The organism is Thalassotalea sp. PS06, assembly GCF_007197775.1.
In the GTDB taxonomy this organism is placed as follows: Bacteria; Pseudomonadota; Gammaproteobacteria; order Enterobacterales; family Alteromonadaceae; genus Thalassotalea_A.
The window spans coordinates 3,439,219-3,463,020 of record NZ_CP041638.1; the positions used below are offsets into that span (position 1 = coordinate 3,439,219).

Genomic DNA, 23,802 nt, shown 5'->3' on the forward strand with positions numbered 1-23,802 from the left:
GTGGTTGCTCAGTGAATCAGGATTAATTCGCGGTCAGAAATTTCGTCACTAATAGTTTAGCAACTAAGTGACGAAATTGTTCGAGCAACAGAGTATCGATACCCGGATAAAAATGTTCAACATCTTTAGCAAAAAAGGCGATAAATCCGATATCTTCACCATCGTGCTGAAGCCTTACCAGGCAACTGGATCCGGTTTCTTCATTCGGGAACAATAACGATTGTTCGGCCGCCGTTAAGCGCCCAAAATAGTAGTTTTCTTTGCCGAATCGGTTGGCAAACTGTACTGCAGGAATCGTGTCAATCAGGATAGGGTGGTCAAGGGCATCGTTGCCATGATGCAATACCAGACGCACATCACTTAATTCCAATAAGCGCTTGGTCGTTTCCTGTAAATAATCGCAAAACACAGGGAAACTATCGCAAGCGATTAAATTCAGATACAGATCGTTGAATATGGTTAGCAGCCGGTCATTTTGATTGGCGACTGTCAGTAACTGGGTAATTTCTTCTTCCAGCAGATTCACCTTATCTCGCAATAGTTGCTGTTGCCGTTCAACTAACGAGATTGTGCCGCGGCGATTATCCTGTAGTTGCAGGGTTGTTAATAGCTGCGGGTGGCGACTAAAAAATTCCTGATCCGACTGCAGATATTCAAGTACCAGTTCATCATCCAGATGCTGAATATCAAACTCCGTTGGGTTCTGGCTCATATCGATAAGGTTCCATCAAATACGTGTTTCGCAGGTCCAGTCATTTTCACTGGGTGACCGGGACCTTTCCAGTATATTTTCAACTTACCACCGGGTAGTTCTACGGTGACATTATTAGCAAGCTTTTCCTGAATAATGCCAACCACAACCGCCGCACAGGCACCACTACCACAAGCCAGCGTTTCCGCCGCGCCACGCTCGTAAACACGAAGTTTAATGTATTTCGGTGACTGGATTTCCATGAAGCCAACATTGGCATGTTCAGGAAAACGTTCATGCAAAGACAGTGCTTTGCCTAAGGTATCGACTGGCGCATCTGCTACGGAATCCACTTCCAATACACAGTGGGGGTTACCCATCGAGACAGCACCGCAAAACACAGTCTGATCGTCAGTACGCATAATGTAGGTACCTTCCTGTTTTTGCGCAGTAAAAGGTATTTTCGCCGGTTCCAGGTTTGGCACTGGCATAGTTACGGTAATCAGGCCATCGCGCTCAACATGCAGGGTCATCTTCCCGGATGCGGTGGAAACCTTAATTTTGTTTTTATTGGTTAGGCCTTTCATTCGCACGAAGCGGGCAAAACAGCGGGCGCCGTTACCACATTGGCTAACCTCACTACCATCGGCATTAAATATCCGGTAATGAAAATCCAGATCCGGATCATAAGGAGGTTCAACCACCAATAGCTGGTCAAAGCCTATGCCAAAATTTCGATCCGCAAACTGCCGAATTTGCTCATTAGAAAGAAATACGTTTTGAGTGACGTTATCTAACACCATGAAGTCGTTACCCAGACCATGCATCTTAGAAAAATTCACCATGTTTTGTTTGTTATGTCTCAACGTCAGTTCCTTTCATAGCGACCTTAAAATATTGCGGATTTAAGGCAGACAGTGCTCGCCTTTGATTAAATCAGCAAACGTTTCCCGTTCGCGAATCACGAAGCTCTGATCGCCATCGACCATGATTTCGGCCGCGCGAGGACGAGAGTTGTAGTTAGAGCTCATGGTAAAACCGTATGCGCCAGCACTGCGAACCGCAAGTAAATCACCGGCTGTAATGGCCAGTTCTCTATCTTTACCAAGAAAATCGCCGGTTTCACAAACCGGGCCGACGACATCAAAGGTTTTCTTTTCAACATTGTCATTCAGCTCGACTTCGACAATTTCCTGCCATGCCTGATATAGAGACGGACGAATCAAGTCATTCATTGCCGCATCAATAATGGCAAAGTGCTTGTCTTCATTGGTTTTCAGAAATTCAACTTCGGTAACCAGGATACCGGCATTGGCCATAATAGCGCGGCCTGGCTCATAAACCACTTTGACATCACGACCTTTTAATTTCGTCGCTAGCGCTGATACGTAACTTTCCGGGCTTGGCGGTTGCTCCCCCTGATAGGCGACCCCTAAACCACCACCAACATCAATATGGGATAGCTTAATACCAATTTCTGCCAATTCATCGACCAATAACAAGACGCGATCTAATGCGTCCATAAATGGTTGAATTTCCGTTAATTGCGAACCGATATGACAATCGACGCCCTGAATATCTAAATAAGGTAATTCAGCGGCTAATTGATAAATGCGCAGCGCCTCTTTAATGGGCACTCCAAATTTATTGTCTTTCAATCCGGTTGAAATATAGGGATGGGTCCCGGCATCAACGTCTGGGTTAACGCGCAACGAAATAGGCGCTTTCACCTGCATCGATTCTGCAACGGCATGGATACGGGCAATTTCCGCTTCCGATTCCACATTAAAACAATGAATACCTTGCTCAAGTGCATAACGGATTTCGTCGCTGGTTTTACCAACACCGGAAAACACCACTTTTTTGGCATCACCGCCAGCTTTCAATACTCGGGCTAACTCACCACCAGAAACGATATCAAAGCCACTGCCCTGACGTGCCAGTACGTTCAAAATACCTAAATTAGAACTCGCTTTTACTGCATAACAGATCAGGTGGTCTAAACCGGCTTTTTTATTGGCATCAGCAAACGCCTGATAATGACGTTCAATCGTCGCTTTTGAATACACGTAAAGAGGCGTACCGTACTGCTTTGCCAATTGTGAAACCTGGCATTGTTCGGCATAAAGATGTTGTTGCTGACGTTGAAAAAAGTCCATGTTTAATTCCTGAATAAAACGTTTCCAATCGTGATGTTAAAACTTAGGGTTGCTCTTGCTTTTTAGTCTGCTTCTCGGCTTGTGGTTTCGATTGCGTTGATGACTTTTCAGTATTGTTCTGAGAATCTTTCGGGGTTTGATATAACGCCCCTTTCTGACCACAGCCGCCAACGAGCAGCGCAAGGCCGGTTAAGATAACAAAAGTCGATTTTTTATTCAGCATTTTCTTAAACATAATATTGATAAGATAGAGGTTTAATGTCGCAATAATGGATTAGTCGCTTTATAATCGCATGCATAGCGGTAAATACAAGCCCAAGCAACAATTTTCGCCCTCCAAAAATGAGAAATTATTCAGATTTTTGGTGGCTCAATAACACAGTGATAGGTGAATAGTTAAAAATGAATGACAGCCAATACAATATAATGGCCGATGATATGCTGCTGGCCATCGAAGATGCGATTGAAGATTGTCCAGTGGATATTGATTACGAAGGTGTTGGTGGTCTGCTGACTCTGGCATTTCCTAATGGCTCGAAAATCATTATTAACAAACAGCCTCCTCTTCACGAAATCTGGGTTGCGACTAAGTTTAACGGCCATCATTTTGAGTTCACCGAAGATCAATGGCGTGACAAACGCTCTGGTGATGAATTCTGGTCATTTCTATCTCAGGCCGTGAGCACCCAGGCAGAAACACAAATCACCTTAGCCGGTGAGTAATTGGAATTCCCATGACAGAATTAGCGTCTGAACAAGTTTTACGCATTGCCACCCGCAAAAGTGCATTGGCAATGTGGCAGGCAGAATATGTAAAAGCTCGACTTGAGCACTTTCACCCAACATTGACGGTGGAATTACTTCCTATGGTCACTAAAGGCGATATCATTCTTGATTCACCACTGGCGAAAGTCGGTGGTAAAGGCTTATTCGTAAAAGAGTTGGAAGTTGCGATGCTCGAAGGCCGCGCAGATATTGCCGTGCATTCGATGAAAGATGTACCGGTAGACTTCCCAAAAGGCCTGGGATTGGAAATCATTTGTGAGCGCGAAGATCCTCGTGATGCGTTTGTATCTAATCAATACCAGACTATCGATGAACTGCCAGAAGGCGCGATTGTCGGAACCTCCAGCTTACGTCGTCAATGCCAGTTAAAAGCCATGCGTCCGGATTTAATCATTAAAGATCTTCGCGGTAATGTGAATACTCGTTTGGCGAAACTGGATAACGGTGACTACGATGCCATTATTCTTGCCGCAGCAGGTCTTATTCGTCTGGAGATGCCCGAGCGTATTCGTCAGTACATTGAACCTGAAATCATGTTGCCAGCAAACGGTCAGGGCGCTGTAGGCATAGAATGTCGCACCGACGATAAACGAGTGAAAGCTTTACTGGCACCACTAGAGCATCAGGAAACCCGAATTCGCGTATTGGCGGAACGGGCAATGAATACGCAATTACAGGGCGGCTGTCAGGTTCCAATCGGCGGTTTTGCGACACTCAATAATGACCAGGTTTATTTGCGTGGTCTGGTTGGTCGTCCAGATGGCAGCGAAATGATTGAAGCGGAAATTCAAGGTGACATTCAGGACGCTGAAAAACTTGGCCAAGCTCTTGCTGATACGCTTTTAGCAAGCGGCGCGAAAACCATACTTAAAGAGCTATATGAGCAAGACTGAACTTAATATTCTGCTCACCCGTCCCATACAAAAATCCCAGTCATTGGCGAGGGAATTAACCCCCCTCGCCCAACATATCGAAATTCAGCCTTTGTTTACCTATGAGGAAAATTCCGATAATCCAACCTTGTCTCAGGCATTAAAACTCGCTCCTGAACATATAATCTTTGTCAGTGAAGCTGCTGCACGCTTTGCCCTTGAGCAATGCCCTTTAAGCAGCTGGCCAAAGACCAGTCACTACTATGCCGTCGGTCCGGCAACCGCTGACGCCTTATCGCCACTAAACCAAACCATATTGATGGGGGAGCGCTTTGATAGTGAAGGGTTATTGGCTTTGCAGCAATTGCAGAATATCGAAAATCAGCAGGTTCTGATTATTCGCGGCAATGGCGGTCGTGAGCTTTTGGCTCAAACACTACGACAAAGACAGGCAATTGTTGCCTATAATGAAGTATACCGCCGCCAATGGCAGAGTTTTAATGTAGAGCAACTCATTGAAAAATGGCGAAAACTTAAAATTAATTGTATGGTAGTTACCAGCGAGGCATTGCTTGATAAAGCGGTTGAACTCATCACCAAAGCTGATGAGGATTTCAAGCAGCAATTGCAATGGATCGTCGCCAGTGAACGTATTGCGGAAAAAGCAAAACACTACCAACTGCAAAAGGTGGTAAACGCTGGTGGAGCCAGTAACCAACTTATTTTCCAGGCCCTTAAAAACTTATAGGGCAGATAAAATGCGAGCCCAATTCGTCCTTGGATGTAATTTATGACCGATAAAGACAAGAAAACTCCAGCAAATCCAGAGCAAGATACGACGTCCTCGTCTGCAACTAAGGGCAACGACACGCAAGCCAACGACAAATCTTCAGCGCCAGCAAAACCGGCTCCTGAAAAAAACTCAGGAAACAACAATATTAAAACCAGCGAAAAAGCCAGTGAGAAAGTGAGTGCTGCTGATGCCGCAAAAATTGCCGCCCAGGCAAAGGCTCAGGCGAAGCCGGAACAAGCGACCAGCAAAGGCAAAAGACCTGAAGCTTCAGCAGCCAGTAAAAGCACGTCAAGCTCAGCTGCTTCAGGTAATAAAAAACCACCAACAAAGCCACCTGCTCGAGCGCAGGTTGAAAAATCACCTGGGGTTTCTAAAACAGGAGTTCTTGCACTGTTGATTGCCATCGCCGCGGCTGGTGGTGTTGGTTATCTATATCAACAACAACAGCAAGAATTACAATCTTTAACTGAACAGCTGAATCAGCAATTTCAAAGTGAACAGGACAGTAACAACCAGCAACTGTCTCGCCAGGTAACCGAGCAAATCAATAGCCTGAAACAATCAAGCCAGCAAAGTAATCGTAATCTGGCGAATGAGCTCTCCGATAAGAATGAACAACAACAGCAAGAGTTGCTTGCTGAGGTTGAACAACTTAACGGTAAGATTTCCCGACTCACTGCACAGCAACCCAGCAACTGGCGGGTATTTGAAGCCGAATATTTGTTAAGAATGGCATCCAGGGTTATCTGGCTGGAACACGATGTAAATACCGCGATCTCATTATTAGATGACGCCGACGCCCGATTGGCATCAATGAAGCAAACCCGATTTATGCCGATTCGCAAAATGATCCGCGAAGACAAACAAATGTTACGGCAGTTACCTGAAGATAATACCCAAGATGTTCTGTTGGCATTATTGGCGTTGAACGACAGTACCGATTCCCTGGTTATTAAAGGTGCTGATAAAAAAGTCGAAGTGCCACCTGAGGAAATGGAACTCAGTGATGACATCTCTGATTGGGAATCAAACCTAAGAGTCAGTTGGCAACGTTTCGTAGCAGACTTCATTACCGTGCGAAATAAGTACGACAAAGATGAGCCGTTAATGGAGCCTCAATATCAGCAGCATCTATTACAAAATCTGCAATTAAAGCTGCAGGTTAGCCAATATGCTGTGACTCAGCAACAACCTGAACTTTACCAGAAAAGCTTGGCTGACGTAGAACAATGGTTAGACACTTACTTTGACGATAACAATGATGCGAACAAAGCTTTTAAAGAAGAAATTGCTTCTTTAAAGAAACAAAATATCGCCATCGAATATCCACAGGATTTGAAATCGCAGCAAGCCCTTCGTGAAATGCTTGATCAGAATTTTTCCGCATCAACACGTGCGATGACCCAATCGCGGAATTCCAAAGCATCAGACGAGCCTGGACAGGCTCCCGAGCAACAATCAGAATCATCGCCTGAAGAAGACGATAACAAAAAGCCACAGGTAGAAAATGAGTCACCTGGAAATCAGGAAGGTGAACTATGATTCGCTTTTTCCTGACCTTAGTTTTAGTACTGGCAGTTACCGCTTTTAGTTACCTACTGATTGATCAAAAGGGCTATATCCTGATCACTATGGGTGACTGGATATATGAAGCGACCGTATTTGGGTTTGTTACCTTACTTATTCTGGCTTTGATCCTGTTATATGGCCTTTACCTGGTTTTACGATTCACTTTTCGGGCATCAGGCAAAGCCTGGCGATATGTCGCCCATGGCAGTGAAACCAAAGCGATGCGTTTGTATGAGCAGGGGCTTGCCGCCTATTTGGTAGAGGATTATCCAAAAGCGGAAAAGCTGCTGGCAAAGAGTGCACCTAAATGTGCAATGACTAACACTGCCTGGCTATTTGCCGCCAGCGCCGCCAATAAACAAAACATGACCGAATCGGCTAAACAGTATTTACGACATATTGCCGAAAACGAAGACAGTGAAGAGAAGCTAAATTACGAAGCCTTATTAGTGGCGGGTAAATTGAACCTCGATGACGCTGAATTTAGTCAGGCCAGAGCCCTGATTGATAAAAATAAAGATCGAGTAGGTCACAAAGGCCGAATGCTGAGCCTGGATATTGAAGTCTGTTTGCATGAAAAACGTTATCAGCAGGCAATTGAATATCTTCGCGATGCCCGCAAAGATAAAAACATCGACAACCAGCAAATCGAGCAATGGGAAACTCAGGCCTTCGCCGGTTATTTCCAGCAATTAATTGCCGAGCAAAGCGTGCAGGATGTCGAGCAGTTTTACAACGGTCTTAGCCGCAAAGAGCGCAATCGCGAAAGTATTATTCTCGCTTATGCGCAGGTACTCGGTGATCACGGTCTAACCGATAAGCTCGAAGATTTAGTATTGCCTTTGATAAAGAAAGATCCGAGCCAGAAGTTTATCAATGGTCTGAAAGACATTTCTATGCCGCACAGTCCTAAGGTGATGGCAGCCATTCAAAAACATCTACAAAAAACCCCGGAAGATCCGCTGTGGTTAAGCGCCTTTGCTTATGCCTGTGTTGCCAGCAGAGATTGGGAAAAGGCTCGCAAAGCCTTTGTATCTTTACTTAAGGTTCGTCAGCTACCGGACGATTTGCATGCCTATGCGAAAGTGCTGCAAACCCTTGGCGAGCATGAACAGGCGAATAGGGTTTATCAAGAAATAATGGCACAAGCGTAGCAAGCGCCATAATCTGAAGGTGACAGACTCGATCTGAAGATCGAGTCTAAGACAGCGGTGCACAGACGACAGACAGCAGTAACAGCACACTAAACAAAACGCCTTTTCTGAATTCTGAATTCTGCAGCGACATAAAGTCGCGTTCTAGAAAGATTGCAGTGCACAGATGGCAGACAGCAGCAACGGCACGCTTAACAAAAACGCTTTTTCTGAACTCTGAATTCTGTAGGCTGTACTCTTGGAAATCAGTTGTTTGGGAAAACTGATTTCCAATCGTTCTTCATATCCACCAATATCCAACCTTCTTTCTTGTGCTCAGTGGCGTAATCCAGACCTTTGTCTAGGGAACCGATATGCGAGTCTCTGTCATAGGCCCACTCTCGCTCTTTATCGGTATGATGGATATATACCGCTAAGCGCTTGCCTTCGCCGGCCATGGTATATTGCATCATCGCCAGATCACCATCGGAATTACCAAAAGCGATCAGTGGTCGGCGACCAATATGAGCGTCAATACCAACAGGCTTGCCTTCTTTATCATTAATAAAATCAACTTCTGCTAAGCGGGCAATATGCGTACTGCCATCGTCATTGAATACAAACGTTTTCTCTATGCTCGAACCAATCACCTGCTCTGGCGGTATGCCATAAACGTCTTCGGCCCAGACTCGTAAAAAATCGATACCTCCACCACTGACAATATAGGTTTTAAAGCCATTGGCGCGCAGATAATCGAGTACTTCGAGCATAGGCTGATACACCATATCGGTGTATTTTCGCCCTGTTGTTGGATGTTTTGCCGTGGACAACCAATCTCTGGCCGCTTGCATAAATTCTTCCTGAGTCATGCTCGCATGCGACGCAAACAATAATTTTGCTAAATCTTCGTGACTGGCTAGTGCGGTTTTTAAGTCACCGGCTAATGCGGATTTAAAAGGTTCTTCGGTTTTCCATTCAGGATGATCCGATTGCATTACCTTGAGTCTGTCTAAGGCAAACAAGAGCTGAAAATACATCGGCTGTTCGGCCCACAAGGTACCATCGTTATCGAATACCGCGACCCGTTGTTGTGTTTCTACAAAATCTGAACCCTGAGTTGTTACGGATTGAACAAAATCCACTAATCGTTGTTTCGACTCGGTATCCGACCAGGAGGGTAAATCGGTTTGCGCCCAGATGCCGGTGGCAAACATCGTACTAACTAGCACCAGACATCGTAAAAATAAATAAGTTGCTTTCATAAATTGACCTGATAGTTAATCAACGAACAAATAAAAAAGTGAACCGAAGTTCACTTTTTCAATTTGATATTGGTAGAGGTTATTTACTGCTACCACCGGTTTGCAGTTTTTCCATAACCTGGTCAAGGCTGAAGCTTGCCGCTTTCTGACTAGGAGGGTATTCCTCAAATGTTTCCAGAAATTTGCCTACATAAGCCTGAGCGGGTACCAACAGGTATGCTCTATCAAGCCACCAGTCATAATAAGTATTCGAGGTTTTCTGAGCTCGTTCAAATGGATCACGGCGCAGATTGAAAACCAGTGGAGCCCGCAATGGGGTAAAGGGGTTGGCCCAGATTTCTAATGTTTCTTCAACACGCTGCTCCATAAAGATGATTTTCCAATCTGCATAGCGAAGTGCGGTTAAGTCACCATCATCAGAGAAGTAGAAAATTTCCTTGCGTGGAGATTCATCACTTTTTCCCGTGAGAAGATCCATAAGGTTGTAACCATCAAGATGATTTTTGTAGTTACGACCGATGGCTTTATAACCATCCATTAAATCCTCTTTAATCTCATCATTTCCCGCCGCAGCCAAAAACGTTGGGAACCAGTCCATATGATGAACGATCTCATTAGTGACGGTTCCTGGCTTTATTTTTCCGGGCCAGCGAACCATGGCCGGTACGCGCCAGCCACCTTCCCAGTTGGTATTTTTCTCACCACGGAATGGGGTCATGGCTGCGTCTGGCCAGGTATTCATATGTGGACCATTATCGGTAGAATAAAATACGATGGTATTGTCGACAATATCTAACTCATCAAGTTTGTCCAAGAATAAACCAATATGAGAGTCGTGCTCCATCATCCCAACCTGATATTCATCATATTTGGCGTTTTTGGGATCGTTCATCAGCTCATCTTTTACATGAGTTCTGAAATGCATCCGGGTACCGCTCCACCATACAAAGAAAGGTTTATCGGCTTTCACCGCTTTCTCCATAAATTTCATCGCCTCAGCGGCTGTTTCTTCATCCACGGTTTCCATACGTTTTTTGGTCAATGGACCGGTATCTTCTATTTTGCCATCGGCACTTGACTTGATGACTCCACGCGGACCAAATTTCTTGCGAAACTCTGGATCTTTCGGATAGTCACGATTTTCCGGCTCTTCTTCAGCATTGAGGTGATACAGATTTCCGAAAAACTCATCAAAGCCATGATTGGTCGGTAAATGTTCGTCTCGATCACCTAGATGGTTTTTGCCAAATTGCCCGGTCATATAACCTTCTTCTTTGAGAGCTGCTGCGATAGTGATGTCTTTCTCGTTCATCCCTAATTCAGCACCCGGCAATCCGACTTTAGACAAACCGGTTCGGAATACGCTCATTCCGGTGATAAATGATGAACGTCCAGCGGTACAGGATTGCTCCCCATAATAGTCAGTGAATCGCATTCCTTCATTAGCGATTTTATCAATATTCGGCGTTTCATAGCCCATCATCCCGTCAGAGTATGCACTGATATTCCATATCCCCACATCATCACCCCAAATTACCAGGATATTGGGCTTATCCGCGGCAAATGTTAGAAAGGATGAGAGTGATAAAGCAGCAGTTGCTGCCAGTTTAGGTAACCATTTATTCGGCATATGTATGACCCTCAAAAACCCGTTGATATTTTAAGAACCATTTACCCTTCGAGAATGAGATGAGTATTAGCTGAGCGTCGAGGATGATGTCAGGCTAAACCATTTCATCATCCTTGAAAGAGAAACAGACTTAAAAAAGTCTAGTCGAAGATATCAAAATGTCATCTCCTGAATCGAAAAATTGAGAAATTTTTCGTAGATTATTTAGTACGTTAGTCAGCCTTTACAGTGACTTGTCGTAATCGGGTCATTTATCTGCAGTCGCAGCATTGAGCGACTACGACATATTCCAGTCCCAAAATTCGCGAGCCTGCTGACGAATTTTATTTTTATCCTGTTGCAATAAGAATCCTTGTTTGACCGATTTGTCGATCATTTCATTGATATGGCGCAAATAATGCTGTTTATTCGGATAGCGTTTTAAAATTTGCTGTTTCGGCCATTTATATACACTGCCACGGAAATCTTCCATTTCATTGCTGGCAAATTTACCAGAGCGCAGAGACCAGGGCAGGAACGTGCCAATTGGCGCTTCAACCAATGGATGTCGAATTCCTCCTAACTCATGTCCAAAGCTATCTACTTTCGGGACCGGAGGAACAATTTCTGCAAGAATTAACGGCGGGTTATTATCGATAAGTCCTTGCTTAAAATCCTTTCCATAATCGACTTCATAAGCCGTATGCGGCTTGTAAGGTTTGTCGATGGTCAGCCATTCTGGAAGCTGGTAATGAGAAAAATTTGTTAGCGTTTGTGCTGCATAAGTCGGGTATTGACTGGCAGGCGGTTGCTCATCATTAAGTACCCATGAAGATAAATGTCCCAACAATGCTCTAAGCTGTGGGAAAAAATTTAATGGATTGCCGCGATACAGGCCGGCATCTTTATCCACTACCGTCATATCTTTAGCCGATTGCACAAAATGCTGGGTTGATGACAGGTGATATATACGCTCGTTGGCCAAAGGCTTCACATCATAGACGCCATGACTGTGAATCAATCCAGCCGCGCGGCCCCAATATTCATATCCGGTATTGGTGTAGAAGATTTTCGGGTAATAAGCTTCATGATAGCGCTTTAGCAAACCGTCCTTTTTGCGGGTGATCTGCGAGCGCATTGGCGAGCTGGTAAAAGGAAAAATATCGGTTGGATAGAAGAACGCCGACATTCTGTGCCCATCTCTGGAAGGTTGAGCAAACCTGTGGTTAAAACTCCCTCGACCTGCGCCGGCAGTGTGCACAAGCATACCATCAAAAGCGAGAGCACCCTGTTCGCTTTCATTGAATCCCTGATATAAAAACTGACGCAGGAATCGACCGGTTTGCGAAACACCAAAAGCGATAGTTTTTGGCACCCGAAACTGGCTTTCACCATGCTTTAAGAATTCACCCGTATCACGAATAATACCTAAGCCTACCCCGGCCACCTGTGGATTTTTGGTCGGATAAACCAATTCATAAATGCCCGGTTGGAAATCGCCAATGATGATTTTGCCATCCTTGGTTAGCTGCCAACGATCTTTGCTTACGACTACCTTTAGATTATCTCGTCCCGTTCTTCGGGTTAACCAGGCTCGGTCTTTCATACTTAAATCAATGGGGTAGATGGCTTCGATACCCGGACGGTGAGCCACCGACAGTTTTGAGTGGGGAGAATCCAGTGTCCAGTCAGCACGTGCGTATCCCTCGACGCCCTGCAACACCGGCAATTGTGCCAGCATGACATTTGCCCCCGGACTGACATCACCTTGCCAGCCAACCCAAACCAGAGATAAACCAAGTTTTTGAATGTAATTATCGCCGAGCCATTTTGCCGCGTCGGGCTTTTTATTGCTTGTCGCATCGTTAAAGTATCGCAATGCCGCTTTCGAACCACGATTACTCACTTCGACCAAAGCACCTTTTCGTTGCTTAGGATCTTTTGCCTGGATAATAAAGAAGTTGGCGCTCGCTTCGACATTGCCTTTGGCATTGGTTGGCGCCAGCTCAATATCAGCTATCGCCTTGTTAGCGCTATGCTTTGGATCAAATTCGAAATAAAACTGACCACTAATTGCCTGATACGTCGTGCCCTCTAATTTAAATTCTTTATCCGAGTCGATTTGATGCCGAACCAGCTCGCTCCGAGCTTCAGCACTTAACAAGCTCAGCAGAATAACAGCAATAAAGCTGCTTAAAAATCGGGTAGAAACATTCAACATGGGACAAAGTTCCTTTTCAGGTAATCGAATTGGAGGATTCAAACGAGTAAATAATGTTTGTTAAAAACTCTAACAAAAACATTAAGTAAAGAAAACGATAGGTTGGGAGTAATGTTAAGAAAAGTTAATGCTTGCCAATGTCTCGAATAACCACATCCGATAACACCTGCTGTTCACTGTTCATGCCTCCAATAGTAAGCAAGTGCCTACCAACAGTTAACAATCCACGATGATCCATGGTTGCTTTTACCGAATCAGTATCCCCTGCGCCGATAACTTGCCAGGCGTTTTTCTGTAATGAATATACCCAGATATCACTGCTGGCTTTCGAAGGGTTACCATCATAGCCAATGCCGTTATAGTTATAAGGGTTATCTGAGCCACCAATAAAAACAAAGTCTCCGTTCAATGACGCAGCTGCCATACGATAACGGGCTATCGACGTTGGGTGTGGCAATAAACGCCAGTCTATTTTCAAGGGATCATTAGCGTCAATTTTTCCAATCAGGCACTGGGCTACGGCCGCGTATACCCGTCGTTGCATCTCTCGGGGTACGACTTTAACGCCATCGCAAATAATCATCTGCTCACCCGAAATAGCCCCGGCCTGACCAAAAACTGCCTGGCCCAAAAACGGTGAGCCCTGTTGCCAGGTATCGGTAACGATATCGTAAATTTGCACCAGATTAACATTACCAGCGTTGTGCCAGCCGCTGATCAGATAAATATATCTTTGCTTGTAAACCAGGGCGACGCTGTCATCAACGGGCACTGGCATTGGTGCCAATCTTTCGTATCTGTCATTGCTAATATCATAACGGAAAACATCTGGACTAGAAATTTCCTGATGATCTTCGGCAACTGTATAACCGCCGAAGATATAAGCGTATTCATTTACGCCAACGGCGACACTGGCTAGACGTCCGGGAAGTTTGAGCGTCGCCGGTACCGAAGATATTTGCTTCCACTTTGAGTCGCCAAGTTTTAATGCAAACGCTTTATTGTGGACATCCTTATAGGTTTTTCCAGCACCAAGCCCCATAAAACTGAGCAAATACTCACCATCACTGTTAATAACTTTGGCAACCGCATTGTTAGCGACCGGTTCCGGTAATGGCGGGATATTAAGATGATCACCAGCAAAAACAGTACGGGATGCAACCAGCATCAACGCCAGTGCAGTCGCCTTTAACCGATTTATTTTGGTTAGCGTAATCACCGGTTTAATCCAATTTAAGAATGCAAAATACTTTGCAGTACATCGTCATCTGTCAGATCACGTATTAACTGATCGAGATCGGCAAAACTCGCGGTAGCAACAAAACTGCCATTATCGTCTGAATAAATAAATTCATGTTCACGAAGTGCGTTGATAATCGCACTTTGCGCTTTCTTATCAATAAATTCAGGGGCATTGATGTTGTGTAACGTCGACATCCGGCTTGCCAATGCCGTGGCATCGCTTTCTAGTGTTGAGCGACTTACTGGTTGTAGCTGACCAATCAGTTTCATCACTATCGCGTAACGCTGCACAGTCTCGCTGACGCAACTCGCTAACAAGGTTAACTTATAGCCTTGCTCATGCTCATCGATGATCGACCAATATCCAGCCTTGCTTTGCTTAACCAGGTTCTGTTCAGCAAATAGCGCAAGTAAACCTTCTACTTGTGCAGTAATTTCCTGCTTGTCCTGCCATAAGAACAATTCCGCTTTAAATAAATTCACCAGGGTAGATAAGTTCGCAACTAAATCTTCGGTGGTAGATTTTTCATAAGATTTTAACAGGCGGCACAACAACGAAGGCAGCATAAATGCATGAATAATGTTATTACGGTAATAGCCCATCTCCAATGATGCGTTTTCATCGAGGGACAAAATTTGTCCAAGCTTATCGTCTTTTATATCGACTTTATTTAGCTTGATAACCTGTTCAACTAACGCTTCACCATCTTCCTCAGGAATTGACATCTCTTCGCTATATGGCGCATTGCGCTGTACATCAAGAAAGAAATTTAAATGCTCAACCAATTCTTCACGCGTCATCGCGTGACGTTCAGACGTCAGCAGTACCAGGGCCGTAAGCGTTACTGAGTTTAAAGCCACCGCCTTGTTTATTTCCCGCATGACGTCATTAGCCATACTATTTACCGCAGGTGTCATCCAACTTGGTTTCGGCGGGTCGATGGGATCGATGCTTTGCTTCCAATCAGGAACCTGATTATTTAAAAATTCATTGATATTGATTGGCTCACCAAAGTTCACATAACCGTTACCATAATTACGTAATTTGCGAATCGCTTTGACGATGCCGAATGCTGATTCTTTTTGTTTCGAGCTGCCTTTTAATTCTTTGTGATAGCTTGCAACTTCCATCACGTGCTCATAACCGATATAAACCGGCACCAGGGTCAATGGACGGTCGATACCTTTAAGCATACTCTGGATAGTCATCGCCAGCATACCCGTTTTCGGTTGTAACAAACGACCGGTCCGGCTGCGACCGCCTTCGGTGTAGTACTTAACCGGATAACCACGGGAGAATAACAACCCAAGATATTCACGGAAAATGGTTGAATATAAACGGTTGCCTTTAAAGCTGCGGCGGATAAAGAAAGCACCGGCACGGCGGAAGATAGGACCTGCTGGCCAGAAATCCAGGTTGATTCCAGCGGCAATGCGCGGTGTTGCCAGGCCTTGCTGATAAATAACGTAAGTCAGCAACAAATAATCCATATGCGAGCGGTGACATGGCACATAAATAATCTCATGTCCGGCCTGCGATAATTCTCTTAAGCGGTCGCCATGTTTTACTTCGATATCGTCGTATAAACGATTCCAAAGCCATTTTAGAATACGCTGACCTAAACGAATCGTGCTGTCACGATAATCAGCGGCAATCTCGTTCATCATACCGAGCGCCTGCTTTTTCACTTCGTCTTCACTAAGGCCCTTAGCTTTAGCTTCATCGGCAATCACCCGCTTAATCGAAGGATTTGCGAACAAAGCCGTAAACTTTTGCTGTCGGCCTAATAAACGAGGACCGGTGGCGGCAATGGTTTGACGATGAAAATGGAATCGGGCGATACGGATTAATTTGTGCGCCGCAACTTCATCACTACCATGCTGCTCCACCATTTCGCGGAACGAAACGGCTTTTGAATAACGGACAAGGGTGTCACGACCTGAAAACAAAACAATCCAGAACTTACGGAACCAGCTTGGCGATTCCTGATCAGCGATAACCGTACCGACATTAGCTTTTTCTTTATGAGGCGCTCTCCCCCACATAATGTTCACCGGCACCAACTTGGCGTCTTCTTCGAGGTTTTCCTGATGATGTTTTAACAGTGCCTGCCCCTGCTCGATTGCCAGGGTATCTCCGACTTTACGCCACGGCAATACCGAGGAAGGCTTATCCAGACACAGACAGCGATTAAACTGTTTACCGTTGATTTCTACCACTTGCAACGGGTCAGGTAGGTTCAGCTTTTTACAGGTCATTTGCAGGGTCAGTAGATCACTCGCAGACTGATGACGGGTAATATAGAAAACAGATTTATCGTTTTCCAGTTCCAGAGATTCCTGGGGGTTATCCGGTAAGATTTTACATCTAACCAACATTTTAATTGGCCAGGAAAGGAGAAAATAAAACAATGAGCGCATACGGAACTTAATTTAAAAAACCTACAAAAAATTATCCAGCAATGATATCACTTTTGCCATGTGGTATTCCACAATGAACAAATTTTAGCCGATTAATTAGAGAGTTACTTTGATTAGTTGATAAATTTTTGTTCTCGCTCGACTTAAAGTCGAAAAAACTACGTTGGAAATGACATTATCATCGATGGCAAGCCAACCAATCCGATCAAGTTAGTTGTTTCAATTTATGCTTAATTGTATCGCCATTAATTAAATTCACGAAAAAGCGAATGGAGACCACGAAATCAACGCAAAGCGCCATAAACGCTTCTTGATTGTTATCCACATCGCCTATACTAGCCGCCAATTCCTTTCCCTGAGTTGGCCATGTCTGAAACCAGCAAACAACGCGTAAGTTTTCGCTTTTATCTGCTCAGCGCATTTGCGGGCCTGGCGAGCTCATTGATCTATCCATTAATGAGTTTATTTTTGGTTGACGGCCTTGGCACCGAACCTATGATGATAGGTGTGTATACTGTATCCGTTACCCTGTCCGGCCTGATTATCAGTCAATGGCTTGGTAACAAAGCAGATCGCGGCAGCAATCCCAGACAGCTATTCTCCATTGCCATTTGCAGCTTTATGGTCGCGGTATTCATATATGCCAATACCGAAACCTTCTTCCTGGTTTGGCTTACTGGTATCGTCTTTATGGCTTTAGGAAATTCAGCGACACCGCAAATGCTGACTCTGGGACGGCAATGGGCCAATGCAAACCGGGTGGATACCACAGTTTTTAATGCCAGGGTCAGGGCGGCGATTTCCTTTGCCTGGATGACGGGCCCTCCGCTGGCGTTTGCTCTGGCCTCGGCATTTAGCTACCAGACATCCTTTTATGCCGCAGGTGCCTGTGCGCTGATTGCCTTACTTTATCTGCGTTTTGGGGTTCCAGACTCCAACCAACAACAGGCGGTTAAAACATCTCAGGAAATTGCCCACCCACATTTCAGTTTCTGGTTATTAGCCGCTGCTATGGCTGCAGGCATGGCCGCGAATCTAATGTACTCATCGTCCTTGCCCTTGTATGTTTCCCGAGAGCTAGGTTTCGCCACTCATTGGCCAGGCGTGTTCATGGGGCTAGTGGCCTGCTTAGAAATACCCGTGATGCTCTTTAGTGCAAATTTAGCTCGCCGGATTTCGAAAGAATGGGTACTGATAATGGCTTTTATCTTTGCGTTGATTTTTTATCTTGGCATCTTTAACGCCACGCAAATCTGGCACTTCATTGCCTTGCAGACCATTAATGCGCTGTTTTATGGGTTGTTTGCCGGTGTCGGACTGACATTAATGCAGGAGCAGATCCCCGAGAGGATAGGCTTTACTTCTGCGAGCTATTCCAATTCTCTGAAAATAGGCATGATGATGGGAACGAGTCTGACAGGTTTGATTGCCCAGTTCAGCAGTTTCCAGTACGCTTCCATCGGTGCCATGATTGCCATCATCATCGCCCTTTTGGCACTAATCGGTTTTATGCGATTTCAACCTCAGGACGGGCATTGTTGATCAGTCTTGCTTTGACTGGAAATCAGCCCAGGGATCGGGATCCTGAACCACATCCGATGATATGGCTTCACCGTGAACTATGGTTTCAATGTAAAGCTGCTCAACCTGAGCTCTTGCCCATGGCGTGCGTCGTAGAAACTTTAAAGATGATTTTACCGATGGATCATTACGAAAGCAGTTGATTTTGACGTGTTCACCAAGGGTCTGCCAACCGAATTTTTGCTGCAGTGTCACGACGATGTGTTCCAAAGTGATACCGTGTAAGGGGTTGTTGGGTTGCTGCGATGCCATAACGACTTTATTTGTACGGAATATTGCCCTTAAGTTTATACCAGCAGGCCTCAGTGCTAAAGAACTATCCCTGACTTTAGCACCCGAAATCGAAAACCTATACCGATAGATACTGACCCAGAGCAATGAAAAACGGCACGCCAATCATCACGTTAAATGGAAAGGTGATACCCAGTGACGCGGTGATCGACATACCCGCATTCGCTTCAGGCAGGCTCTGCTTCATCGCGGCAGGCACCGCTATGTATGATGCGCTAGCCCCTAATATTGCCATCAGCGCTATGCCGCCAGCACTAAACTGCAGATAAACCCCAAGGCCGGTGCCTGCGATGCCACCCAATAGCGGCATGAGTATGGCGAAACAGATTAAAAACAGACTGTTTTTTCTAAGTGAGCTCAATTGCTCCGCCGCAACCAACCCCATTTTCAGCAAGAATAAGGCTAAAATGCCGGTGAATAAATCAAGGAAAAATGGGCTTAGCTTTTCAACACTCTGACCACCAAAATAACCGATTAATAAACTACCAACCATCAATAAAATACTTTGATTAGCCAATAATTCCTTTTTGATAAACGCACCGTTTACACTGGCAAAACTGCCTTTTGCCAATACCAGGCCGGTAATAATTGCAGGCATTTCCAGCAGTACCACGAATAACGGGAAGTAGGCTTCGTATTGTATGTTTTGAGATTCTAGCAGCGCGATTGCCACTGCATAGGTTGCGACACTGACTGAACCGTAATGGGCTGCAACAGCGCCTGCATCTATCTTACTGATACCACCGAAATAGCGAAGCAATGGATAGGCGACTAACGGCAAGATTGCGCCGAATATCAGTACCAACACCGACATTTTCAGTAGAGCGATATCGACGTGCTGTTGTAGGGCGATACCGCCTTTTAAGCCTATGGCGATCATCAAAAACATACTGATGGATTTATACAAACCATCACTAAAAGTTAATTTGGCACCCGACAGTTGGCAGATAACCCCAAGGATAAAAAACGCAACGACAGCATCAATTACCATGTTGGTTTATCTCCGAAAACAGACCTTCTCTTTTCGCACACAGTTGAGAACGACCTTTTGCCACCCAAAGCTTGCCAACATTAAACACAGTTACCGCAAGGATTCCCCCTGCCGCTAGCGCAAAGCCCGGCGCCTGATGACCGATATGGGAACTGATCAAATAAAACAGCAACAACGTAGAGCTGGTAATTAGAGCAAATAGCCAGGTTTGTTTATTCATAGCACCTCCGGTAAAAATCTGCAGGATTGTACCTTTGCCAAAAATTAGATAAAAATAGATATAAACTAATCAATCCATAGATATTCATCTAAGATCAACAGAAAATGCGAAAAGGAGACAACATGGCGTCCCGATTACATGCTCATATAGGCACATTCCGACAACTGGAGATTCTCCTCGCTGTCTTTCAGGGAGGTAGTGTAAAGGCCGCTTCAGAAACCCTGTTCCTGACGCAACCTACGGTTTCGATGCAACTAAAAAAACTTAGTGAGGCCATTGGCCTGCCGCTCTACCAGCAGGTTGGAAAGAAACTCAAGTTCACCGATGCCGGATTGGCGACGGTAGAAACGGCAAAAAATATTCTGCAAAGCTGTGAAAAGTTAGATATGCAATTATCGAATCTAAGAGGCCTGAAAACCGGTACATTGCGCCTTGCCTGCGCAACCACAGCGAAATATTTTATCCCGCACCTGCTTGGTCCATTTTGCAAGCGCTATCCAGGTATTGATATCCAGTTTACGGTTGCCAACCGTCGCCAGGTAATTGAGAGACTCGAGCAAGGCCTGGACGATTTTTATGTTTTCAGTCACCTACCGGAAGGGTTGGATATCGATGTTATTGAGTTTATGCCTAACGATTTGGTTGCCATTGCCGAAGCCAATCACCCGCTGACGAAAAAGAAACGGGTAACGCTGGAAGAGTTTTGTCAGGAAGACTTTCTCATCCGTGAAAATGGCTCTGGTACTCGATTTGCCACGGAAGCATTTTTTGATAAACAACAGATAAAACCGAATGTTAAAATGACCATTGCCAGTAATGAAGCCATTATCCATTCTGTGCTCTCCAATCTCGGCGTTTCAATATTGTCCGCTCATACCTTAGCCTTTGGTGAAATTTATGATGTCAAAGTCATCAATGTAGAATCTCTGCCGATCCAGTCGAAATGGTCATTTTCATGGTTAAAGGCTCAGAGCCTGTCGCCCATCGCTAAAGTGTTTCTGAATTATGTCGAAACTGAAGGTCGGGAAATGATGGTTAAAGCGGTGAAGTTATAATATTTATGTCGAGCAAATAAACCCTTACTAGCACCTCCCATATACAAACGCTCCCGTGAATCGATTGTCAGTTCTCGGCAATTGCTCCATGCATTGCTCTAATACGTTACATCCGTGTAACGACAGACACAATCGATATATCTAGATCCATGTAGGTAACCATCCATGGTACGGGAGGATTAGTATGTCCATGTGCAAACCCTCCCTTGCTACTACTCGTTAGGAGAGATACAAACCCTCCCTTGCTACCATCCATGGTGCGGGAGGATAAGTATGTCCCTATACAAAAAAGAGTGCCTTTGCAGGCACTCAAGGTACAGCGAAAGGAATTGCTCATCGTTGGGAGGTCGACAAACAATCCACCTAGGAAGTCATTCTAATAACAATTAATGCAATGCGGTTAACAGACGAATATCGCGATTGCGATACAAGGCGTTACGTCGTTTGAAACGACACAGAACTTTTTTCACCCGGCGGATAAAGGTTTGCTGAGCCCTGCCCAATGCGTTGGAAAATGCCAGATGCACACTGTCCTGGGCGGCCATGATATGAACATCAAAGACCCGATCGCCGGCAACCCTCACCGAACACTGTTTATCACGTCCACCCCGGGTGCCATTGATATCTCGAAAGCTTACCACCACATAACGGATTCTTTCATCAACACGGGCAAAGGCGTGCTCAACTTCGCGTTGTATGAAAGCCCGGTAGCGGGACGTCATTTTGATATTATTTGCTCGAATAAAACATTTCATAATCAACCCCTTCTAATAAACTCTTTAAAAAGGATGGATCATTTTTTACATAGATAAAAATAGATGTTTTCTAACACTTGATTAGATAAAAATAAATATAAACACCTGCATTCTTTTAAGCAAAAACTCTATCCATCAGTTCTCTGACTGATTCGCTTTCTCCCATTATCGGCACCGCAAATGCCGAAACAGACACCAATAAAATCACATAGTAGGCGGGATGATTAAGACGATTATAACGATACATAAACCAGCTAGAAGCCAGTAATACCGTGGCGGTTGCAATGGGTAAGGTGTGCAGGGGAATAATTTTCAGATCAAAACCCAATGCCCCAATGTAAACCAGTAACCGGGTTAATCCTGGAGATAACAGCAATAGGGCTGTCGCTATCATGTAAGTGCTGTGTTCACGGGTATCCTTGGTGTTGAGAATGGCTTTCGCGACCAGATAAATAAACCCCGAAACCAGAAACAAATCAACAATACTGACGCCATACATGAATACCTTAAATGGCTCTGGGGTGCCGTCTTTTAATGCGAAAGCAATATTATTGTCAATCGCCGATATCGCTGTACCTGCAACAATACCGGCCAGCAGTATGCCTAATTTTCCGAGGTTTCTATGCAGCGAGCGGTTATTCTTATTGACCGCAATGTATGGTTGCACGATTAACAGCAACATCCACAACATGGCCGACAAGCCATGGGCATGCTGTTCCCAGCTCATTTGCGCAAACCGTAAAAAATAGCTTAATGAAAAACCGCATAGGGTGATCACCAAGGGGATCATTAACCAAAGATATACGCGCTTATAGTTATCATCTTGTTGCATGGTATCTTCCTTGTGAAATTAAATGCCTTGATACCACACACCTCATCAATGCTTTTCGTTCACTATATAAACATCTTCCAGACATGGCAATTAGGGAATCAGTTTAAGGATTATTCAAAAATCACCTTAAACCAGTTTTGATTTGCTTTTGATAATCAACTGTATATACTGACAGTACAATGTACTGTACAGATAGACAGGAATGTTATGCGTCCGTTAACCCCACGCCAATCACAAATTTTTGATTTAATAAAAGAAAAGATCGCAGACACTGGTATGCCGCCAACACGAGCGGAGATTGCCGATTTTTTCGGCTTTAAATCAGCGAATGCTGCGGAGGAGCATTTAAAGGCGCTCGCCAAGAAAGGTTTTATCGAAATGTTACCAGGTACTTCTCGTGGTATTCGCTTAGCGGACGAGCATAACGAAGAGCTTGGATTACCATTAATTGGTCGCGTTGCTGCGGGTGAACCGATTCTTGCTCAGGAACATGTTGAAGATAGATACCAGATAGATGGCAACCTGTTTCACCCTGCCGCAGATTACCTGCTGCGCGTTAACGGCGAAAGTATGAAAGATATTGGTATTCTCGATGGTGATTTACTAGCGGTTCATCAAACCACGGATATCCACAATGGCCAGGTAGTTGTTGCCCGTGTAGAAGAAGATGTTACGGTCAAGCGTTACAAGCGCGAAGGTAATGTGGTTTATCTGCACGCAGAAAATGAAGACTTTGATCCAATTAAAGTCGATTTAACCAGCCAACATTTTAATATTGAAGGTATTGCCGTTGGTGTTATTCGTAATGCCGATTGGATGTAAAAAAGAAGAGTAAAGTGTAAAGGTGGCAGAATGCAGTAAGAGCAATCTTGCGAATATGCAATGTGCTAATGTCCTTTCTTTGATTCCCTGTCGTGGCAGGGAATGACGATTTAGAGTGTGTTCAGTAGTCTGTCGTCTGTCGTCGATTATTTTTTCAACTACCTGAATCACATCCAGGGATACTTGGCCGGTCCCTTTTCAGGTAGTTTTTCCTATCTTTGTTTATTTCTCCAACCCCCTTAAATTAACGAATACTTTTTAACCACTTGTAAAGCACATAAATGTGTTATTTACACCACTAGAAATTGCACTCATATTTTTCTTATTCCCTGCCAAATCAATTCCTGCGCTCACGATATGAGCAATTACTCTACAGATTTCGTTCAAAAAAAGTGCAAATTAACCCTTTAAAGCACTAGACCTTGATGAAAAATTGAGTAATCCTAGAACCTGAATTAGTCATAATCATAATAATTACGCTAAATCCTACCACTTCT

General features: G+C 44.6%; 22 protein-coding genes. 8 read left to right on the plus strand and 14 right to left on the minus strand.

From position 1 onward, the window contains the following. Nucleotides 1-22: 22 nt before the first annotated feature. The 4 genes from FNC98_RS15220 to lptM are packed head-to-tail and all read right to left on the minus strand — an operon-like array spanning nucleotide 23 to nucleotide 3,073. Nucleotides 23-712 carry a DUF484 family protein gene (locus tag FNC98_RS15220; protein WP_144035129.1) on the minus strand — a complete coding sequence of 230 codons (690 nt, stop codon included), beginning with the start codon at nucleotides 710-712 and terminating at the stop codon, nucleotides 23-25. Next, a complete protein-coding gene (gene dapF / locus FNC98_RS15225; RefSeq protein ID WP_144035598.1) occupies nucleotides 709-1,536 on the minus strand; it encodes a diaminopimelate epimerase in 828 nt (275 codons plus the stop codon). Before dapF ends, FNC98_RS15220 begins: the two co-directional genes overlap by 4 nt. 60 nt (nucleotides 1,537-1,596) lie before the next feature. Next, nucleotides 1,597-2,850: a diaminopimelate decarboxylase gene (lysA, locus tag FNC98_RS15230; RefSeq protein WP_144035130.1), complete on the minus strand. Its 1,254-nt coding sequence runs from the start codon at nucleotides 2,848-2,850 to the stop codon at nucleotides 1,597-1,599. A 43-nt stretch (nucleotides 2,851-2,893) separates the two neighbouring features. After that, complete coding sequence (gene lptM / locus FNC98_RS15235) at nucleotides 2,894-3,073, minus strand: LPS translocon maturation chaperone LptM (protein WP_144035131.1); 180 nt, start codon at nucleotides 3,071-3,073, stop codon at nucleotides 2,894-2,896. A gap of 179 nt (nucleotides 3,074-3,252) precedes the next feature. Between lptM and cyaY the strand changes: the two genes are divergently transcribed. Genes cyaY through FNC98_RS15260 form a run of 5 tightly spaced genes read left to right on the plus strand, consistent with a single transcriptional unit; the run spans nucleotide 3,253 to nucleotide 8,024 of the window. Further along, a complete protein-coding gene (gene cyaY, locus FNC98_RS15240) occupies nucleotides 3,253-3,573 on the plus strand; it encodes an iron donor protein CyaY (protein ID WP_144035132.1) in 321 nt (106 codons plus the stop codon). A gap of 11 nt (nucleotides 3,574-3,584) precedes the next feature. After that, a complete protein-coding gene (gene hemC / locus FNC98_RS15245) occupies nucleotides 3,585-4,529 on the plus strand; it encodes a hydroxymethylbilane synthase (protein ID WP_144035133.1) in 945 nt (314 codons plus the stop codon). Beyond that, entirely contained in the window at nucleotides 4,516-5,256 is a 741-nt protein-coding gene (locus tag FNC98_RS15250; RefSeq protein ID WP_144035134.1) for a uroporphyrinogen-III synthase, read from the plus strand. Before hemC ends, FNC98_RS15250 begins: the two co-directional genes overlap by 14 nt. 42 nt (nucleotides 5,257-5,298) lie before the next feature. Further along, the gene (locus FNC98_RS15255) at nucleotides 5,299-6,843 is read left to right on the plus strand and encodes a uroporphyrinogen-III C-methyltransferase (RefSeq protein ID WP_144035135.1); all 1,545 of its coding nucleotides are present in this window, start codon (nucleotides 5,299-5,301) and stop codon (nucleotides 6,841-6,843) included. Continuing rightward, on the plus strand, nucleotides 6,840-8,024 hold the full coding sequence (locus tag FNC98_RS15260; RefSeq protein WP_144035136.1) for a heme biosynthesis HemY N-terminal domain-containing protein: 1,185 nt from the start codon (nucleotides 6,840-6,842) through the stop codon (nucleotides 8,022-8,024). Before FNC98_RS15255 ends, FNC98_RS15260 begins: the two co-directional genes overlap by 4 nt. A 245-nt stretch (nucleotides 8,025-8,269) precedes the next feature. On the opposite strand, the gene FNC98_RS15265 is transcribed toward FNC98_RS15260, so the two are convergent. The 5 genes from FNC98_RS15265 to plsB all read right to left on the minus strand — a co-directional run bounded on the left by FNC98_RS15265 (nucleotide 8,270) and on the right by plsB (nucleotide 16,758). Further along, a complete protein-coding gene (locus FNC98_RS15265; RefSeq protein ID WP_144035137.1) occupies nucleotides 8,270-9,265 on the minus strand; it encodes an HAD family hydrolase in 996 nt (331 codons plus the stop codon). Nucleotides 9,266-9,344: 79 nt separating this feature from the next. After that, complete coding sequence (locus tag FNC98_RS15270; RefSeq protein ID WP_144035138.1) at nucleotides 9,345-10,895, minus strand: arylsulfatase; 1,551 nt, start codon at nucleotides 10,893-10,895, stop codon at nucleotides 9,345-9,347. A 277-nt stretch (nucleotides 10,896-11,172) separates the two neighbouring features. Then, complete coding sequence (locus FNC98_RS15275; protein ID WP_144035139.1) at nucleotides 11,173-13,095, minus strand: alpha/beta hydrolase domain-containing protein; 1,923 nt, start codon at nucleotides 13,093-13,095, stop codon at nucleotides 11,173-11,175. Between the two features lie 124 nt (nucleotides 13,096-13,219). Continuing rightward, a complete protein-coding gene (locus FNC98_RS15280) occupies nucleotides 13,220-14,263 on the minus strand; it encodes a Kelch repeat-containing protein (protein WP_144035599.1) in 1,044 nt (347 codons plus the stop codon). Nucleotides 14,264-14,328: 65 nt separating this feature from the next. Then, nucleotides 14,329-16,758, minus strand: a complete 2,430-nt coding sequence (plsB, locus tag FNC98_RS15285) for a glycerol-3-phosphate 1-O-acyltransferase PlsB (protein ID WP_144035140.1) — start codon at nucleotides 16,756-16,758, stop codon at nucleotides 14,329-14,331. A 366-nt stretch (nucleotides 16,759-17,124) separates the two neighbouring features. On the opposite strand from plsB, the gene FNC98_RS15290 reads away from it, so the two are divergent. After that, the gene (locus tag FNC98_RS15290) at nucleotides 17,125-18,300 is read left to right on the plus strand and encodes a sugar efflux transporter (RefSeq protein ID WP_144035141.1); all 1,176 of its coding nucleotides are present in this window, start codon (nucleotides 17,125-17,127) and stop codon (nucleotides 18,298-18,300) included. On the opposite strand, the gene FNC98_RS15295 is transcribed toward FNC98_RS15290, so the two are convergent. The 3 genes from FNC98_RS15295 to FNC98_RS15305 form a co-directional block, all read right to left on the minus strand. Next, nucleotides 18,301-18,591, minus strand: a complete 291-nt coding sequence (locus FNC98_RS15295) for a VF530 family DNA-binding protein (RefSeq protein ID WP_144035142.1) — start codon at nucleotides 18,589-18,591, stop codon at nucleotides 18,301-18,303. A 97-nt stretch (nucleotides 18,592-18,688) separates the two neighbouring features. Further along, nucleotides 18,689-19,621 (minus strand): sodium-dependent bicarbonate transport family permease, encoded by a 933-nt coding sequence (locus FNC98_RS15300; RefSeq protein WP_144035143.1) that lies wholly within the window; start codon nucleotides 19,619-19,621, stop codon nucleotides 18,689-18,691. Next, nucleotides 19,611-19,841, minus strand: a complete 231-nt coding sequence (locus tag FNC98_RS15305; RefSeq protein WP_144035144.1) for a hypothetical protein — start codon at nucleotides 19,839-19,841, stop codon at nucleotides 19,611-19,613. Before FNC98_RS15305 ends, FNC98_RS15300 begins: the two co-directional genes overlap by 11 nt. A 122-nt stretch (nucleotides 19,842-19,963) precedes the next feature. On the opposite strand from FNC98_RS15305, the gene FNC98_RS15310 reads away from it, so the two are divergent. Beyond that, nucleotides 19,964-20,896 carry a LysR family transcriptional regulator gene (locus FNC98_RS15310; protein ID WP_144035145.1) on the plus strand — a complete coding sequence of 311 codons (933 nt, stop codon included), beginning with the start codon at nucleotides 19,964-19,966 and terminating at the stop codon, nucleotides 20,894-20,896. 386 nt (nucleotides 20,897-21,282) lie between these two features. On the opposite strand, the gene FNC98_RS15315 is transcribed toward FNC98_RS15310, so the two are convergent. Both FNC98_RS15315 and FNC98_RS15320 read right to left on the minus strand, forming a co-directional pair. Beyond that, nucleotides 21,283-21,651: a hypothetical protein gene (locus tag FNC98_RS15315; protein WP_144035146.1), complete on the minus strand. Its 369-nt coding sequence runs from the start codon at nucleotides 21,649-21,651 to the stop codon at nucleotides 21,283-21,285. Between the two features lie 115 nt (nucleotides 21,652-21,766). Continuing rightward, nucleotides 21,767-22,483 carry a hypothetical protein gene (locus FNC98_RS15320; protein WP_144035147.1) on the minus strand — a complete coding sequence of 239 codons (717 nt, stop codon included), beginning with the start codon at nucleotides 22,481-22,483 and terminating at the stop codon, nucleotides 21,767-21,769. 207 nt (nucleotides 22,484-22,690) lie between these two features. On the opposite strand from FNC98_RS15320, the gene lexA reads away from it, so the two are divergent. Continuing rightward, the gene (gene lexA / locus FNC98_RS15325; protein ID WP_144035148.1) at nucleotides 22,691-23,305 is read left to right on the plus strand and encodes a transcriptional repressor LexA; all 615 of its coding nucleotides are present in this window, start codon (nucleotides 22,691-22,693) and stop codon (nucleotides 23,303-23,305) included. Nucleotides 23,306-23,802: the final 497 nt, after the last annotated feature.